Source organism: Paenibacillus sp. ISL-20 (assembly GCF_018613005.1).
In the GTDB taxonomy this organism is placed as follows: Bacteria; Bacillota; Bacilli; order Paenibacillales; family Paenibacillaceae; genus Paenibacillus_AQ.
The window spans coordinates 142649-157641 of record NZ_JAGGRD010000001.1 but is presented as its reverse complement, the minus strand read 5'-3'; the positions used below and the strand labels follow the sequence as shown (position 1 = coordinate 157641).

At 51.2% G+C, this 14993-nt stretch carries 14 protein-coding genes; 3 read left to right on the top strand and 11 right to left on the bottom strand.

Annotation, left to right across the window (positions count from 1 at the left end; genetic code table 11):
* Positions 1-140: 140 nt before the first annotated feature.
* The gene (locus tag J7E85_RS00735; protein ID WP_215153997.1) at positions 141-386 is read left to right on the top strand and encodes a hypothetical protein; all 246 of its coding nucleotides are present in this window, start codon (positions 141-143) and stop codon (positions 384-386) included.
* A 445-nt stretch (positions 387-831) separates the two neighbouring features.
* The gene (locus J7E85_RS00730) at positions 832-1686 is read left to right on the top strand and encodes an SDR family oxidoreductase (protein WP_215153995.1); all 855 of its coding nucleotides are present in this window, start codon (positions 832-834) and stop codon (positions 1684-1686) included.
* Between the two features lie 183 nt (positions 1687-1869).
* Here J7E85_RS00730 and J7E85_RS00725 read toward each other — a convergent pair whose 3' ends face one another.
* The 8 genes from J7E85_RS00725 to J7E85_RS00690 form a co-directional block, all read right to left on the bottom strand.
* Positions 1870-2610: a LutC/YkgG family protein gene (locus J7E85_RS00725; RefSeq protein WP_215153993.1), complete on the bottom strand. Its 741-nt coding sequence runs from the start codon at positions 2608-2610 to the stop codon at positions 1870-1872.
* A complete protein-coding gene (locus J7E85_RS00720; protein WP_215153992.1) occupies positions 2603-4123 on the bottom strand; it encodes a LutB/LldF family L-lactate oxidation iron-sulfur protein in 1521 nt (506 codons plus the stop codon). The genes J7E85_RS00725 and J7E85_RS00720 overlap by 8 nt, the downstream gene beginning before the upstream one ends.
* Positions 4110-4847, bottom strand: a complete 738-nt coding sequence (locus J7E85_RS00715) for a (Fe-S)-binding protein (RefSeq protein WP_215154592.1) — start codon at positions 4845-4847, stop codon at positions 4110-4112. Before J7E85_RS00715 ends, J7E85_RS00720 begins: the two co-directional genes overlap by 14 nt.
* A 105-nt stretch (positions 4848-4952) precedes the next feature.
* Complete coding sequence (locus tag J7E85_RS00710; RefSeq protein WP_076322195.1) at positions 4953-5729, bottom strand: DeoR/GlpR family DNA-binding transcription regulator; 777 nt, start codon at positions 5727-5729, stop codon at positions 4953-4955.
* Between the two features lie 30 nt (positions 5730-5759).
* Positions 5760-7229: a rhamnulokinase gene (locus tag J7E85_RS00705; protein ID WP_215154590.1), complete on the bottom strand. Its 1470-nt coding sequence runs from the start codon at positions 7227-7229 to the stop codon at positions 5760-5762.
* A gap of 77 nt (positions 7230-7306) precedes the next feature.
* Positions 7307-8566, bottom strand: coding sequence for an L-rhamnose isomerase (rhaA, locus tag J7E85_RS00700; RefSeq protein ID WP_215153991.1), 1260 nt, complete (start codon positions 8564-8566; stop codon positions 7307-7309).
* A 108-nt stretch (positions 8567-8674) separates the two neighbouring features.
* The gene (locus J7E85_RS00695) at positions 8675-10744 is read right to left on the bottom strand and encodes a bifunctional aldolase/short-chain dehydrogenase (RefSeq protein ID WP_215153990.1); all 2070 of its coding nucleotides are present in this window, start codon (positions 10742-10744) and stop codon (positions 8675-8677) included.
* 195 nt (positions 10745-10939) lie between these two features.
* Complete coding sequence (locus J7E85_RS00690; RefSeq protein ID WP_215153989.1) at positions 10940-11272, bottom strand: DUF4176 domain-containing protein; 333 nt, start codon at positions 11270-11272, stop codon at positions 10940-10942.
* A gap of 461 nt (positions 11273-11733) precedes the next feature.
* On the opposite strand from J7E85_RS00690, the gene J7E85_RS00685 reads away from it, so the two are divergent.
* Entirely contained in the window at positions 11734-12687 is a 954-nt protein-coding gene (locus tag J7E85_RS00685) for a hypothetical protein (protein WP_251035354.1), read from the top strand.
* Positions 12688-12706: 19 nt separating this feature from the next.
* Here J7E85_RS00685 and J7E85_RS00680 read toward each other — a convergent pair whose 3' ends face one another.
* The 3 genes from J7E85_RS00680 to J7E85_RS00670 form a co-directional block, all read right to left on the bottom strand.
* A complete protein-coding gene (locus J7E85_RS00680) occupies positions 12707-13060 on the bottom strand; it encodes a hypothetical protein (protein WP_215153988.1) in 354 nt (117 codons plus the stop codon).
* A 97-nt stretch (positions 13061-13157) separates the two neighbouring features.
* Entirely contained in the window at positions 13158-14249 is a 1092-nt protein-coding gene (locus J7E85_RS00675) for a redoxin domain-containing protein (RefSeq protein ID WP_215153987.1), read from the bottom strand.
* A gap of 112 nt (positions 14250-14361) precedes the next feature.
* A complete protein-coding gene (locus J7E85_RS00670; RefSeq protein WP_215153984.1) occupies positions 14362-14889 on the bottom strand; it encodes a GNAT family N-acetyltransferase in 528 nt (175 codons plus the stop codon).
* Positions 14890-14993: the final 104 nt, after the last annotated feature.

The window sequence follows — 14993 nt, the reverse complement described above, 5'->3', positions numbered from 1 at the left end:
ATGTCTCGTTTTAACCAGCATTTCTTATTAACCTAACCAAGCAAACCCATTCTGAAACTGAAAAAGGCGGATTCCATTCCCCCCCATATACTGGAACCTCCATTTGACTCCTGCGTATTTAACTTTAAGGGGTTGATCTAATGTATTTACTAATACTCTATACTCTGATCATAACGGTCAACGTTCTGATCGTTTTGTTCGGCCTGTATGTCTTCAATCATCCAGATAATGATTGGTTACGAATGTTCAATGGAATTCCTGAGGATGTAGAACAAGATGATATTGATTTATTGAAAATTAAATTCAGGGCTGTGATCATCATAATAGGCGGTCTGATCATGGGTTCGTTTTCGGTATTGCAGGCCATCGTTACACATATTGGGTAGAGAGGTAGATCATTTGTTTCCAATACTAGTTGGTGTGATAATGAAATTAACGATCATGACATTTAAAAGCTGCAAGCACTTGGAATTTTAATTCCAACAAATTCATTTGAAATGAGGTAAATATATCATGAGAAAGATTAACTGGCCCGGACGAACCAAGTTAGAAAATTCATCTGGTAACGCCTCTCTGGTTCTGGATGTTATTCTCTATATCCCTCGTTGGATAATGAGGTTTTTTTAGTGGAGGGTATTCGCTCCATCACCTTGTCCGGTTGCAATCGGGAATCACTTAAAGAATGTGATGACTGGAAGCGTTAACCATGTTACGCTGGAAGTAAGCGGTTGCAACACCAATGTTGCCAGATGTTAATGCAGCCTGCCAATAAAGGATGTGTACAGAGGATTCGCTACGCTACTCCATATCTGCTTGAAAGGAGAACCATCGATGGGACCGTTCACTGACGATTTGCTTCAAAATAAAGTCGTATTGATCACAGGAGGCGCCACGGGGCTGGGGCGCGCCATGGGGGAGAAATTCGCCCGGCTTGGCGCCAAACTCGCCATCTGCGGACGCCGTGAGGAAGTTCTGCAGCAAACTGCTGAAGAACTAAGACAGCAGGGCTGCGAGGTATGGTACAAGAGCTGCGATGTACGGGACCCTGCGCAGATCTCGGCTCTTGTTGAAGCCGCAGAGCAGCATTACGGAGGCATTGATGTGCTTGTCAACAATGCAGCCGGGAATTTTATCAGCCCCACGGAGCGTCTCTCCCCTCGGGCTGTAGATGCCGTGCTAAACATTGTGCTGCACGGCACCTTCTACGCAACCCTTGAAGTCGGCAAACGCTGGATTGAACAGGGCAAAAGCGGAACGATGCTCAACATCGTCACAACATATGCCTCGACAGGCTCTGGCTACGTGGTCCCTTCGGCAGCCGCAAAAGCGGGCGTGCTTGCGCTGACACGTTCTCTCGCGGTGGAATGGGCCCCTTACGGTATCCGTCAGGTAGCGATCGCCCCAGGTCCGTTCCCGACCGAAGGCGCCTGGTCAAGATTATCGCCCACACCGGACCTGGAGCAAAAAATGATCGACCGCATTCCCCTAAGACGCGTAGGGGATGCAGAGGAACTAGCGAATCTGGCCGCGTATCTCATATCCGATTATGCCGGTTATATTAATGGCGACGTAATCACTATCGATGGCGGCGAATGGCTGAGGGGTGCGGGGCAATTCAATGACTTGGCGGAAGTAACGCATGAGCAATGGGACCATCTGGCCGAACTGACACGTAAAGGCAAATAACCTCATATGAAGAAAAACATCTATCGACGCGCTTTCCCATTAAACAGACTGCGTTTGGAGGATGTTTATCGAAATTTTCAGTTTACTGCAAACTAATACATCCATCATCATAAATTAGCCCCAAGCCTTGAGCATGTCGTAACTGCTCTCGCTTGGGGCTAATCCTGTATTCTGTGTTATTCGTTAATACTCATAGGAATCAACCAGCAGGGCGTACACGATACCTGGTCCGTGAACGCCAATCGTAAGATCGTTCTCAATATCGGCGGAACGGCTCGGACCCGAGATAAAATGGATTCCCGCTGGCAGCTGCTCACGTCCAGCCTGATCGAACTGAACCAGAATCTCGCCTAGTCGGGTAACCATCCGCTCTACGGGGATGATAGCCATCAGCACGGTCGGCAGCAGGCTGACGGATCTGCCTTTATGCGGGGCCGATTTCACCGTAATTGAACCGGTATAAGCCGCTGCGTAATCCGCCATGACGACGCCAAAATCGGCTCTGGCCGCTACAGCCCTCCAGTCCGTGTCGGCTGCATCATTCCAGGAGAGAACAAGTGCCTCCGGCAGGCTTTCCTCCAGCCCCAGGCGGTCCAGCGCCTCTTCCTGCTGACGAAGAATCGTAGCCGCACTCATCTCCTTCGCTTTGTCCCTGATAAACCGGCTGACCTCTTCGCGATTGCTCAGCCTTACCACATGGCCCCCGGCCGCTTCAAAGTTGGCGGTAAACTGTGTAATCCTCCCCTCAAGCGGCCACTCAAATTCATTCCAGAAGTCGGGGGCACCGCGGAAAGGGTGCTCCGGGGCGGTGCGAACCCGGTCTCTCCCCAGCTTCGCGGCGATTCCATCCATGAACTGCTCCTGCTTCTTGCGAGACTGTTCTTCAAGTCGGTTCAGCCAGCTGCGATCGGTTACATTAGTCATGGGCATTCTCCCCCTTTCCGGTCTTCTGCTGCTGAAGCCGCTCCTTCAATCGGTTTGCGATTTCAGGGTCCATCGACCCGGCGGTTCTGCGAATATCCTGCTCCATCTCCGGCCATCGGTCACGGAAGGATTCCTTAGGGAGACTCGGCGTTACCCTGTACGAATTCCACCCCTTCAAAGGACCGATCCGCGTTCGGATCTCCCCGCCTCGCACCACCAATTTCTGCCCCCACTTTCCAAGGGATACAACACTACGGTAACGCTTGGCATTCCCCATAATCGCCGAGAAGCCCTTCATTCCCATCGCTTCCAGCTTGTCACCGCGCCCAGCTTCAATCTTCCGGCGGCGCAGAGATACCAGCATATCATGCAGCGGAATCTTCACGGGGCATGCTTCATAACAGGCGCCGCACAGGCTGGATGCGTTGGCGATATCGTCCCATTCCGCGACATTCTTGTTCAAGGCCGGTGTTAATACGGCACCGATGGGGCCGCTATATGTGCCTCCATAGGCGTGCCCGCCAATATGGCGATATACAGGACAAGCATTCAGACATGCGCCACAGCGTATGCAGTTGAGCAGCTCCTGAAATTCGGGGTCGCCGAGCTGGAGAGAACGTCCATTATCAATGATGATAATATGCATTTCGTCCGGTCCATCGGCATCCAATTCTCTCTTCGGACCACTGATTCCGGACATGTAGACCGTCAGCTTCTGACCGGTCGCCGAGCGCGGCAGCAAGGTAGCCATCACTTCGAGATCTGCCCATGACGGGATAATCCGCTCCATGCCCATCAGGGTAATCTGTGTCTTTGGCACCGTCGTCACCATGCGGGCATTGCCCTCATTCTCGAACAATACCATCGAGCCCGTCTCGGCGATCGCAAAATTACAACCCGTCATGCCAATGTCCGCTTCAAGGAATTTCTCGCGCAGCTTCATGCGGACAAAGCCGGCCATAATCGCCGTATCGGGCGGCAGCGTTTCGCCTGCCTCTGCGGACAACAGCTCCGCAATCTGATAGCGGTTCTTATGGATGGCAGGAATGATGATATGAGATGGCGTTTCATCCGCAAGCTGAATAATATACTCACCGAGATCCGTTTCAACGGCCTCCACCCCGATCGAGTCGAGCGCCTTGTTCAGATGCAGTTCCTCGGTCACCATCGATTTTGATTTTACGACGGACTTGGCCGATTTGTGCTCCGCAATCTGCAGGGAGATCGCGACCGCTTCTTCCGCCGTCTCCGCAAAATGGACATGGGCTCCGTTCGCCCTGGCCTGTTCAGCAAACTCATTCAAGTAATAATCCAAGTGAGCGATGGTATGAAGCCGAATTTGGCGTCCCCGTTCCCTCCACGCATCCCAGTTGCCATGCTCCTCCGACGCAAGCTTTTTGCCAAGCCGCAGCCGCTCTGTCGTAAACTTCACCGCATTGCGCAGAAAATCATTATTAAGCGCGTAGCCTGCACGTTCCTTAACTGTCTGCGCTTTCGATTCAGCTGTGCTCATGTAGACTCACCCCCTCATACAGAAGCTCGGCCAAATGTTTGACCTGAACCTTCTCGCCCCGGTGGCGCAGATTGCCGGCAATATTCATCAGGCAGGCCATATCGAGACCGACAAGCACAGACGCCTCGGTCTCCAGCACATGATCGCTTTTCTCTGTCACCATGGCCCCAGAAATGTCCGCCATTTTCACGGCAAACGTTCCACCGAACCCGCAGCAATCCTCGGCAAAAGGCAAGGGTACAAGCTCCAGCCCCTTGACGTGATTGAGCAGTTTCATTGGCTGCTCCTTAACGCCGAGCAGACGGCTTCCGTGACAGGAAGGATGATAGGTTACCTTTTGTGGATAAACGGCGCCTACATCGGTCACGCCCAGCACGTCAACAAGGAATTGCGTAAACTCGTAGCATTTGGATTGAAGCGCTTTCGCTTTATCCAGGTATATGGGATCGTCCTTAAACAAATCCGGATAATGATGAATCATATACGTGCAGGAGCCGGAAGGGGACACAACGAAGTCGCTATCGTCAAATGCGTCCAGAATCGTCTTGGCACTTATGCGCGCATCATCCCAATAACCACTGTTGTAGGCCGGTTGGCCGCAGCAAGTCTGGATTTCCGGGAATTCCAGCTGCACCCCGTACCTTGCCAGCAATCTTGCCATCGATTCAGCTACCCGCGGGAACAAGGCATCGCTGAGACAAGTGACAAATAATGAAATCTTCAACCTCTTCACCCCGCTAATCATCAGGATATGGACCGAAGAATCGGCCTCTAGCAAGACCCCCCCGGAACGGGGGGATTCCATGTTGATATGTTATAGCAGCTTGCTCTATACAGATTCGATCTTGATGCCCAATGCTCGATAAGGTGCCGCTTCCTCTTCCTTCAAGCTGCGATCGGTGATGATCAGATTCACTTGGGAGAGATCGGCAACCTGCGCAAAAGCCTGCGTGCCGAATTTGCTGGCATCGGCGAGCAGAATGGTCTCATCCGTCATTCCGATCATTTTATGCTTGATTCTCGCTTGAAGCTCATTGGATTCGCTAAGGCCCCGCTCGATGTGCACACCCTTGCATGACAGAAAGGCTTTATCCACGTAGTAAGCATCCAGCGAGCGTTCCGCAAGCGGACCGACAAAGGACAGGGAGCGATGAGCCAGAATGCCGCCTGTGGAGATCACCTGAACCCTCTCCTTGGTGCTCAGCTCAGCAGCCACCTTAATCGAATTCGTCAACACGGTAATCGGAATATCCGGTATGATTTTCGCCATGTACCAAGCCGTAGAGCTTGCATCCAGCAGGATGCGATCATTCGGATGGATTCGCTTGACCGCTTCCTCCGCGATCCGCTGCTTCTCCAGCGCATGCATGATTTCCCGCTCAGCATACGGTATTTCCGGCTGCGACCGCTGAATTTCCGGTTGATCCTTCACGCTAACCGCTCCGCCATGGGAACGGCGCAGGCGCCCTGCCTGCTCCAGCCTGTCAAGATCGCGGCGAATCGTTTCTTCCGTTACACCGCAGAGCTGACTCAGCTCAGAGACTCGGATGCTCCCTCTTTCGTTGACCAACTGTACTATTTTCTCATATCGTTCTGCAACCAGCATCATACCGCCCATCCTTACTGTTCATATATTCTATCGCTTCCCGGTCCGCTGACCGAACACTCCGTAAGCATCCTCCCATAAGGGAACATCCTTCGGCTCATAAGTCTTGACCGGGAAGGACTCTCTAATGACTGCGCGTGCTTCCCATATATCGGACAGCTCGCCTTGCGCGATCCACTGCACGGCCATATTGCCGATAGCACTGCCCTCCGCGGGACCCGCCCATACGGGCCTCCCTATCGCATTCGCAGTCCACTGACATAATGTTTCATTATGAATGCCACCGCCTACCATATGCAAGCCCTGAAATTTTTGCCTGGATAATTCCTCAGTCAACTCCAGCACATAACGGTATTGCATAGCCAGGCTCTCCATTATGCAGCGCACAAGAGCACTTATCCCCTGCGGAACGCTCTGGTTCGTGCGGGCCGCATATTCCACTACCCGCTTCGGCATATCACCTGCAGGGAGGAATACAGGATCATCGGGATCAATGAAACAAGCAAATGCTGGCGCCGCATCCGCCATATTAACCAATTCGGGGTAGGAGTACGTTAACCCTTCCCGTCCCCAGGTCCGCTGGCATTCCTGCAGAATCCAAAGTCCCATGATGTTCTTGAGCAGCCGGTACGTACCGTACGCTCCTCCCTCATTCGTGAAGTTCAGCTCTCTCGCCCGTTCATGAATGACAGGCTGATCGACTTCGGTTCCCATCAGCGACCAGGTACCGCAGCTTAGGTAAGCAAACGACCATTCCAGTGCCGGAACCGCGACAACGGCGGAAGCCGTATCATGCTCTGCAACCGTATAGAGCGGAATGGATGGAATCCCCAGCTCCTCTGTTACGGATGACCTCAAAGCCCCAACAAGCGTACCGGGTTGAACAACAGGATGAAATAACTTAGGAGGGATATTTAATGACTTCAAGAGATGATCATCCCAGCTGGCCGAAAGCGGGTTAAACAGCTGCGTCGTGGTAGCATTCGTAAATTCATTTGCCATCTCGCCAGTCAAGAAGTACCGCAGCAAATCGGGAATCATGAGAAAACGCTCGGCTTCTTGAAGCACGTAGGGCTTCTGCCGCTGCAATGAAGCCAGCTGATAGATTGTGTTAAACGAGAGGAACTGAATCCCCGTCCGATCAAAAATTTCGGCAGGCGGCACATCCCGGAAGACCTGTTCCATCACGCCATCTGTGCGTGCGTCCCGATAATGATACGGATTCATGAGCAGCTCCCCGCTCCGATCCAGGAGACCATAATCCACCGCCCAGGTATCAATGCCGATGCTCGACGGCAAGTTATGCTGACCCTTCAACCGGAGCAAGCCCTGCTTCATCTCGTGGTAGATCCGTAATATATCCCATTGGAAACGGTCGCCGATTCGAACCGGATCGTTCGGGAAACGGTGGATTTCCGTTACGTCGATGGTACGGCCGTTCCATTGACCCAGCATGGCCCTGCCACTGCTTGCGCCCAAATCAAATGCAAGAATGCTCAACACTCCCCAGCCTCCTTGTCAGATCAAAATCAACGAATCGGGCACGAACCCGAGTGGTACTCCGTTTCTTCTCATGCTTACGAACGCTTCAGCAATACATCCTGCTCATACTGTTTCACTTCGGACAGCCACTCTTCTCTGATAGGTACACCCATGCGTTCGCAGTAATAATCCCACACCGCTCCAAACGGATAGGACTTAAACTCTTCCGATATCGCCAGGCGGGTCGTGTAATCACCTTCAAGTTCAGCCTGCTTCAGCCTATCGTTGGGTTCCAGCTTGGCACGCAGCAGCGCCTTTATCGTATTGCGTGTGCCAATAACCCACGCCGCGATGCGGTTAATGCTGGCATCGAAAAAGTCCAGTCCGATATGCGTTACATCCAGCAGGTTATTGCGAACCAACTCGCGTCCAATCTCGATCAGTTCATCATCCATGATGACGACATGGTCGCTGTCCCAGCGCATTGGCCGGCTGACATGGAGAAGAAGTCCATCGGTGAAAAGAGCAAGCGACGACAGTTTGCCGGCAATGCTCTCGGTTGGGTGGAAGTGGCCCGCATCCAGGCAGATCAGCTTGTTGTTTCGAATGCCGTACCCCATATAGAACTCGTGGGAACCCACAACATAAGCCTCGGAGCCTAGTCCGAACAGCTTGCTCTCGACGGCATCGAGGTTCCATTGCGGATTCATTTCTTCAGCAAAAATCTCATCCAGCGCATCCTTCAGCCGCTGCCTCGGCGCCATTCGGTCTACCGGCATATCCTTGTATCCATCTGGAACCCAGATATTCGTTACACAGGTTTGACCCAGCTGTTCCCCGAAGTAAGCCCCGATTCTTCGCGACGCCTTGCAATGCTCAATCCAAAATTGACGGATCGCTGGATCGGCATGACTCAGCGTAAACCCATCCTGCGATTTGTCGTGGGAGAAGCAGGTCGGATTAAAATCGAGACCAATGCCTTGTTCCTTGGCCCAATCCACCCAAGACTGGAAGTGCCTCGGCTCGAGCTGATCCAAATCAACGGACTCGTCGGTATCCGCGTAGATTGCATGAAGGTTCACTTTGTGGGATCCAGGAATGAGCGACATCGCTTTTTCCAGATCGGCCCGCAGCTGATCCGGCGTACCTGCAGCCCCGGGATATTCCCCGGTCACGGAGATGCCTCCGGACAACTCCTGATCACGGAACAGGAATCCTCGGACATCATCTCCTTGCCAGCAGTGTATGGAGATTTTGATGCGCTCAAGCTCCGTCAAGATTTCGTCCACGTTGATGCCATGCTGCCCATAGAGCTTTTTAGCCTCTTCAAAGTTCCTTGCAACATCCTGCCTCATCACATATCCTCCCGTATGATGAGGATAGCCGGACCATATTAGACCCAGCGCCCCATCTTAATAAGAAATCTTGATTCCTTGCGGTAGATGCGACACAACTTCAATCGATTAACGAGTAAACGCAGCAGGCACTCCGCCGTCAATCGTCAGCATGCAGCCGGTCGTCTTCGAAGATCTTGATGATGCAAAGTAAGCGATGCCTTCGGCAATATCCTGCGGATAGATGTTGACAAGAAGCGTCGTGCGTTTACGATAGTGCTCTTCCAGCTGATCGGGTTCAATCCCGTAAGCTGCTGCCCGCTCATTTCTCCAGTTCGAATTCCAGATCGCGGAACCTTGCAGAATGGCGTCCGGCAGAATGGTGTTCACACGGATGCCGTATTCTCCGCCTTCGGCAGCAATGCAGCGCGCCAGATGAGCCTCCAGTGCTTTTGCAGAGCTGTATGCGGTCACGTTCTTGCCGGCATAGACAGCATTCTTCGATCCGACAAACACCATGCTTCCGCCAACGCCCTGTGTCTTCATCAACGAGAAGGCTTCCCGCGCAACCAGAAAATAGCCTGTGCCCAGCACGTTCATGTTCAGGTTCCATTCCTTCAGCGATGTCTCGTCAAACGGGCTGGATGTTGCAAGGCCCGCATTGTTGACGATAATATCAACACCGCCATAAGTGATGGAGGTTTCTCGATAGGCTCGCTTCACGGCCTCTTCGTCGGTTACATCCATTTTAACAGCAAATGCCCGATTCTCCCCGTATTTTGCGTTGATCTCCTCGGCAACCTGCTGCGCCCCTTCCAGGTTCAAATCCGCCAAAACAACATGCGCGCCTTCAGCTACCAGCCTGCGGGCTGTGGCACTTCCGATACCGCCTGCTCCCCCGGTGATAAAAGCGATCTGGCGGGAAAACTCCGCCTCAGCCGGTGCAAGACTCAATTTATACAATTCTAGCGGCCAATACTCCACGTTGTAGGATTCATTTTCACTCAGGGATACAAAATCGCCCAGAGCCGTCGCACCGCGCATGACCGCAATCGCCCGATGATACAGGGCGCCACTGACTTGTGACATCGCCCAGCTCTTGCCCGTGTTGATCATTCCGATACCGGGAATAAGAATGACGCGTGGAGCCGCCTCGAACATGACGTCCCCTTCATGATGGTTGCGTTCAAAATAAGCTTTATACTGCTCTTTGTAAGCAGCAATCCCATAGATAAGCTTTGCCTTAAGACCTTCCACATCTTCGGCGTCAGGAGTCCAATCAATGAAGAGAGGCACTACCTTGGTATGAACCAGATGATCGGGGCAAGCAGCGCCTATCTGGGACAGCTTCGGCGAATCGGCACCCCCGACAAAGTCCAGTACATCATCTTGATCGTCGAAGGACAGGATCATTTTCTTCACGTCGCTGACGGCGCCGCGAACGGCAGGCATCACTTTGGCAGCGATGCTGCGACGCACTTCCGAGGCAAACGGTGTATGCTTCCGGCCGCCAAACAGCTTGTCGTTATCTACTCGAGCTTCGATGAAGGCTTCCGCTTCACTAATGATACGAATCGTTTGCGCGTAACAGGCTTCCGATGTATCACCCCAAGTGACAAGTCCATGCTTCTCCATCAGTACCAGCTCGGCCTTCGGATTAGCCAACACCCCTTCGGCAATCATCTTCGACAAGGTAAATCCGGGACGAACATAAGGAACCCACACAAATCGGTCGCCAAAGATCTCCCGTGCTAATTCTTTGCCGTTATGGGCGCAGCATAAGCTGATAATGGCATCCGGGTGGGTATGGTCCACATGCTGAAACGGCAAGAACGCATGCAGCAGCGTTTCAATGGATGCACGCGGGTGCTTCGCATCGACCATGCAATGCCCCAGATAAGCCACCATTTCCTCATCCGACATCGAATCCCTTTCGAATAACGGCCGAATATCTTCCATGCGCAAGCCTGTGAAATTACCCGCTTTCATGGTAGCCAGATCGGATCCGCTGCCTTTCACGTACATAACCTCTATGTCTTTGCCGCGAAAATCCTGAATTGTTGTTTTGCTGGATGTATTGCCGCCGCCCCAGTTGCATACGCGCCGGTCGGAACCGATCAAATTCGAACGGTAGACGAGCTCATCCAATGTATGTTGTGCCTGCTGTGCCTTTGACTGTTCCCATAAGCTTTGAACCATGAAGTTTCCCCTCCGATTGACCATATGAATTTGCTTTCATTTGTTTCCCATAATATCACGCCCGTTTATCTTTGAATAGTGTATTTTCAAAAATAAACAAAGATTTATATGCGTATATTCAGAATTCCATCTTATAAATCTGTAGCAAACAAAAAAACACCCCTGCCAGAGTTACCTCTAGACAGAGCTGCTATTTTACGATTTACTATGGGTCTGAGCCTGCGGCTGGGCTGCCATTTGATCCGCCTTCGCAATTCCTTCCATTAAGGCAGCACGAAAGGCGATTTCATCCTCATTGACATAACCCATAAAGACAACTTCCGAAATGTCCTTATGGTTGAAAAAGATATTGGAATCTGCGGTAAGATTCCCGTGAGGATAGAAGCAGGCCACGTAATCCCAACGCTTCAACGTCTTGGAATCGTTCTGCATTCGGCCATAGATCATCAGCGTCTGGTCCCATTCTTTGAACTTGACTACAGATCCAATTGGCAGCAGCTTCTGTTCCGTTTCATCATGCTGTTCCATATATATCAACCCTTCAATATTTTTTTACCGATCCAATATACAATCGACACTACGAGCGGTACTCCAATTGCTCGGGTGTAACTAAAATTCGATTGGACATAAATATGGACGCCCCTTCTGTCTTACTGCCTCTGCTCTTTAGGCAGTCTACGTGCAAATTTCAATTCCATAACCTACTTAATCCGTTCTACCGCGTGAATAACCACATTTTACAATTTTAGTAGGTATACAGGAAAGGAGCAATCAAGCGAGAGGTTTATTTCTTAGTGGCTAATCTAGTAAAAAAGAACTGGCATCCTTTCTCTCCTATCCTGAATAACACTTGCTTCATCCCCGGCTTTAGTCCAGCCCAGAGATCATTCCGGGGTACAGGGTCCTGTTACATCCCCAGCCCGTTAAAGTCACCCCCATTCTCCTGTAAATTATAAACAATTCATCATTACGGAGAGGGTGTCATTCATATGAATCAACTTGCACGTGAAACGACGAACTGGGCGTTCAAGCTGTATAAGCAGGAGACTTGGCTTTTGCTGACGGGGCTGCTCGGGTTTTTGTTAGCCGGAGTATGCGGGATATGGGTATTGCTGAATGGAGGGCCTGTCTCGCCGGATGGAGATATCTCCAAAGCGTTTTCCTTCAACGCGGCCCTGGGGATCTTCATCGTTTCAACCGCAATCATTTTGCCGGTTTCCGGTATGAGGCCACGAAGCAAATCGTTCTACCGCTGGTGCTATATTCCGCTCGTTCTGTTCTCCTACTTCGCCGAAACCGTTCAAAATTTCCGCGGTGTCGATCCGCGATTCGTTCAGAACGGCTCGACCTTTGATCATGTCATCTCAACTATTTTCCCTGCCGTTGCGATGCTGCTTGTCGTGTTCTACCTGATCCTTGGCACCCAGTACTTCCGCAAGCGTGTAATAGAAGCCCATCCGGAACTCGGACTCGGCATTCGTTATGCCATGATCGCGGTGCTGGTATCTTTTGCAGCCGGCATATGGATCTCCATCAATGCGGGACGCTTTACCGGGATCGGCGGCAATATCATCTGGCTGCACGGACTAGGGTTTCATGCACTGCAAGCGATCCCTTTTGTGGCGTGGCTGTCTATGAGGAAATCCGTCAATCCTGCAGTTAAACCGATCCTCATCCATATTAGCGGTCTGGCATATTTGCTCGGATTAATCGCCATCGGATGGCAGACGTTTCTTGGATACTCCATCGCCGAATGGTCCTTGCTTCCAATTCTGGCGGGTAGCTGCCTTCTCGTCGCATTCACGCCAGTTATATGGCCAATGCAACCGCTGAACCCGTCCACCATGCCCAATCCACACGTAATGTATAAGACTTGCAAAAAAAAAAGAAACAGTACTGGGATATTCCCACCTGTCTCTTCTATAAAAACACTGCGCCAGTGATCTAAAGTCTATGACCCGTTTAGATAAACAAGAACGGAATGAGGAACAACAGCGCTATGGCTTCCCAAGCAAACACATTGGCTCCCCAGCCGTATCCACCGTATCCTCCATAGCCACCGCCGTAGCCGTAAGGTCCAAATGCGGACGTTTGTACACCGCCTTTTGCTGATTTCGAAGATTTTTTGCCCTTTTTGCCCTTTTTACCCTTTGTCGACAATGTAAATACGGATGGGTTCGCAAATTCGAGTTCAAGACCTCGATCATGTACACCGCGAATAGTCCCCACGACTTCCCTTCCATCACGCATGACGCAGCAAACGGTTTTGCCGACGTAACCTCTGCATCCTTCTGCCGAAATTGGTATTGGTTGCACTTATTTTCCCCCTCCCCAGCGTTTGTGTATTATATTCCGCCTGGGGAGAAGGCGGCAGAGATAGGTGACCACATCTCCAAAAATCCGCCATTTAACCTCACTTAATCGCGCTAGCTTTTCGGTAGGCTCTAACCATTAAATCTTCGTCAACCGCGCCTTGAAACCGCTCAGATATCAGACCGTCCGGCGAGATGACGTAGGTGGTCGGATAGGCTACCACCTCGTACCGTCTGGTGCTTGCTCCGTTCGGGTCGTATAGGACAGGAAAGGTTAAACCGTTCTGCTCGACAAAAGACTGTACCTCACTCATGCTATTTTCCAGATGCGTCATATTTACAGCTAGTATTATCACGTTCTCATCCTGATGTTTATCGTAAAAATCCTGCATATAAGGCATTTCTACCTTGCAAGGCGGACACCAGGATGCCCAGAAGTTCAGAAGAACGGTTTGCCCTCGATAATCGGACAGTTTGATCTCCTGCCCTTCCCGATTCATCAGCGTAAAATCCGGTGCGCGAAGCCCGGGCTTCAACCCTTCAGCAACGGCTTCCGGTTTGCCTTCTACATTCGGAGATACGATCGCTTCTCGCTGGCTTACCGAGGTAGAAGCGAAGTCATAGATTACCCACACGAAAAGAGCGCCTATGATGAGCAGCACCGCTCCATTTCTCCCTAATCCCAGGGTAAGAAAACGGGTGAGAGGGGAATGGAATTGAAGCCAGCTCATCGTCAGCAATGTACCGAATAATAGCATATAGAATAAGGAAGAGTTTAGACCAGCCCCGTCCGCCCACAACCACTGAAATACATACCCGGCCCATCCGCTCGCGAATGCCGACAACAGAGCGGACTTCAGCAGTAGACCTGAATCTTTTCTATTCTTGTTCCAGCGCAGAGCTATGTAGATCAGGGATAGAACGACCCCAAGCCATATCCCCTTCGTTCCGCCCGTCATGTAAATAAGCGAGGTCGGATGCTGCAAGGTGCGGATCGGATCGAACACCAGCATCCCGAATTTCCATGAAATAAAACCGATGATAAGTACAGATAAATAGGTGTCCAGGATCCATTCCCGCTCCGGCATCTGACGCAAACGAATTCGAAGCGCAGCGAAACCAGCCGCCGCGCAGATCAGAAAAATCACAATGTCGGCCCTCACCATAAAAGGACCTATCGGAATTATACTCAAATGCGAACCTCCTCAGGTCGGCAAAGCAATTGTAAGCATCGCAATTACCCACCAGGGTATATTTCCATCATAGTAGATTCCCTCACCAATGTAAACTTAAGCGGAGCGCTTTTTAAGAGAAGGACCGAATACGGTCAATGGAACTCCACAGCAGCGCCGTTTCAGTATGTGTTTTTCCGCCGATGACAATCTCTTTTCGTTTCAGTTCCTGGCCGCCCATATATTTATAAAAATGCTCAGCCTTATTGCCTTCCAACACCCAGACCAATAATGAACGATATCCTCTAACTTGCAGAAATTCCTTCAGCCTCGCAAACAGCTGCTTCCCCCAGCCCTTCCCCTGAAGCTCTTCCAAAAGATAGATCGCGTAAAGTTCTCCTTCATGAGAAATCTTCTGCTCTCGCTCCGTGCCGTAAGACATGAACCCGTATACCTCGCCATCTTCATCTGCAATGACCAGCAGTTGTTCGTCCTCCGGCATATTGGCAAGCTTCCAGCGCCAGCCTTCTATCCGATCCGCAGCAGACAAATTTTCTAAGAAGCTATCATCCACGATTCCTTTATACGTCGTTTTCCAGCTATTCACGTGGACGTTAGCGATGCCTGCAACATCATGTTCATTTGCGTGTCTAATATGCATAAACTTCCTCTTCCTCCTGCTCATATCTTAATCTCTATGTATTCGCGGACACAGTCTGCGATCCTCTTTTTTATGAACGCTTCATCCCTGATGACGCAATGCCC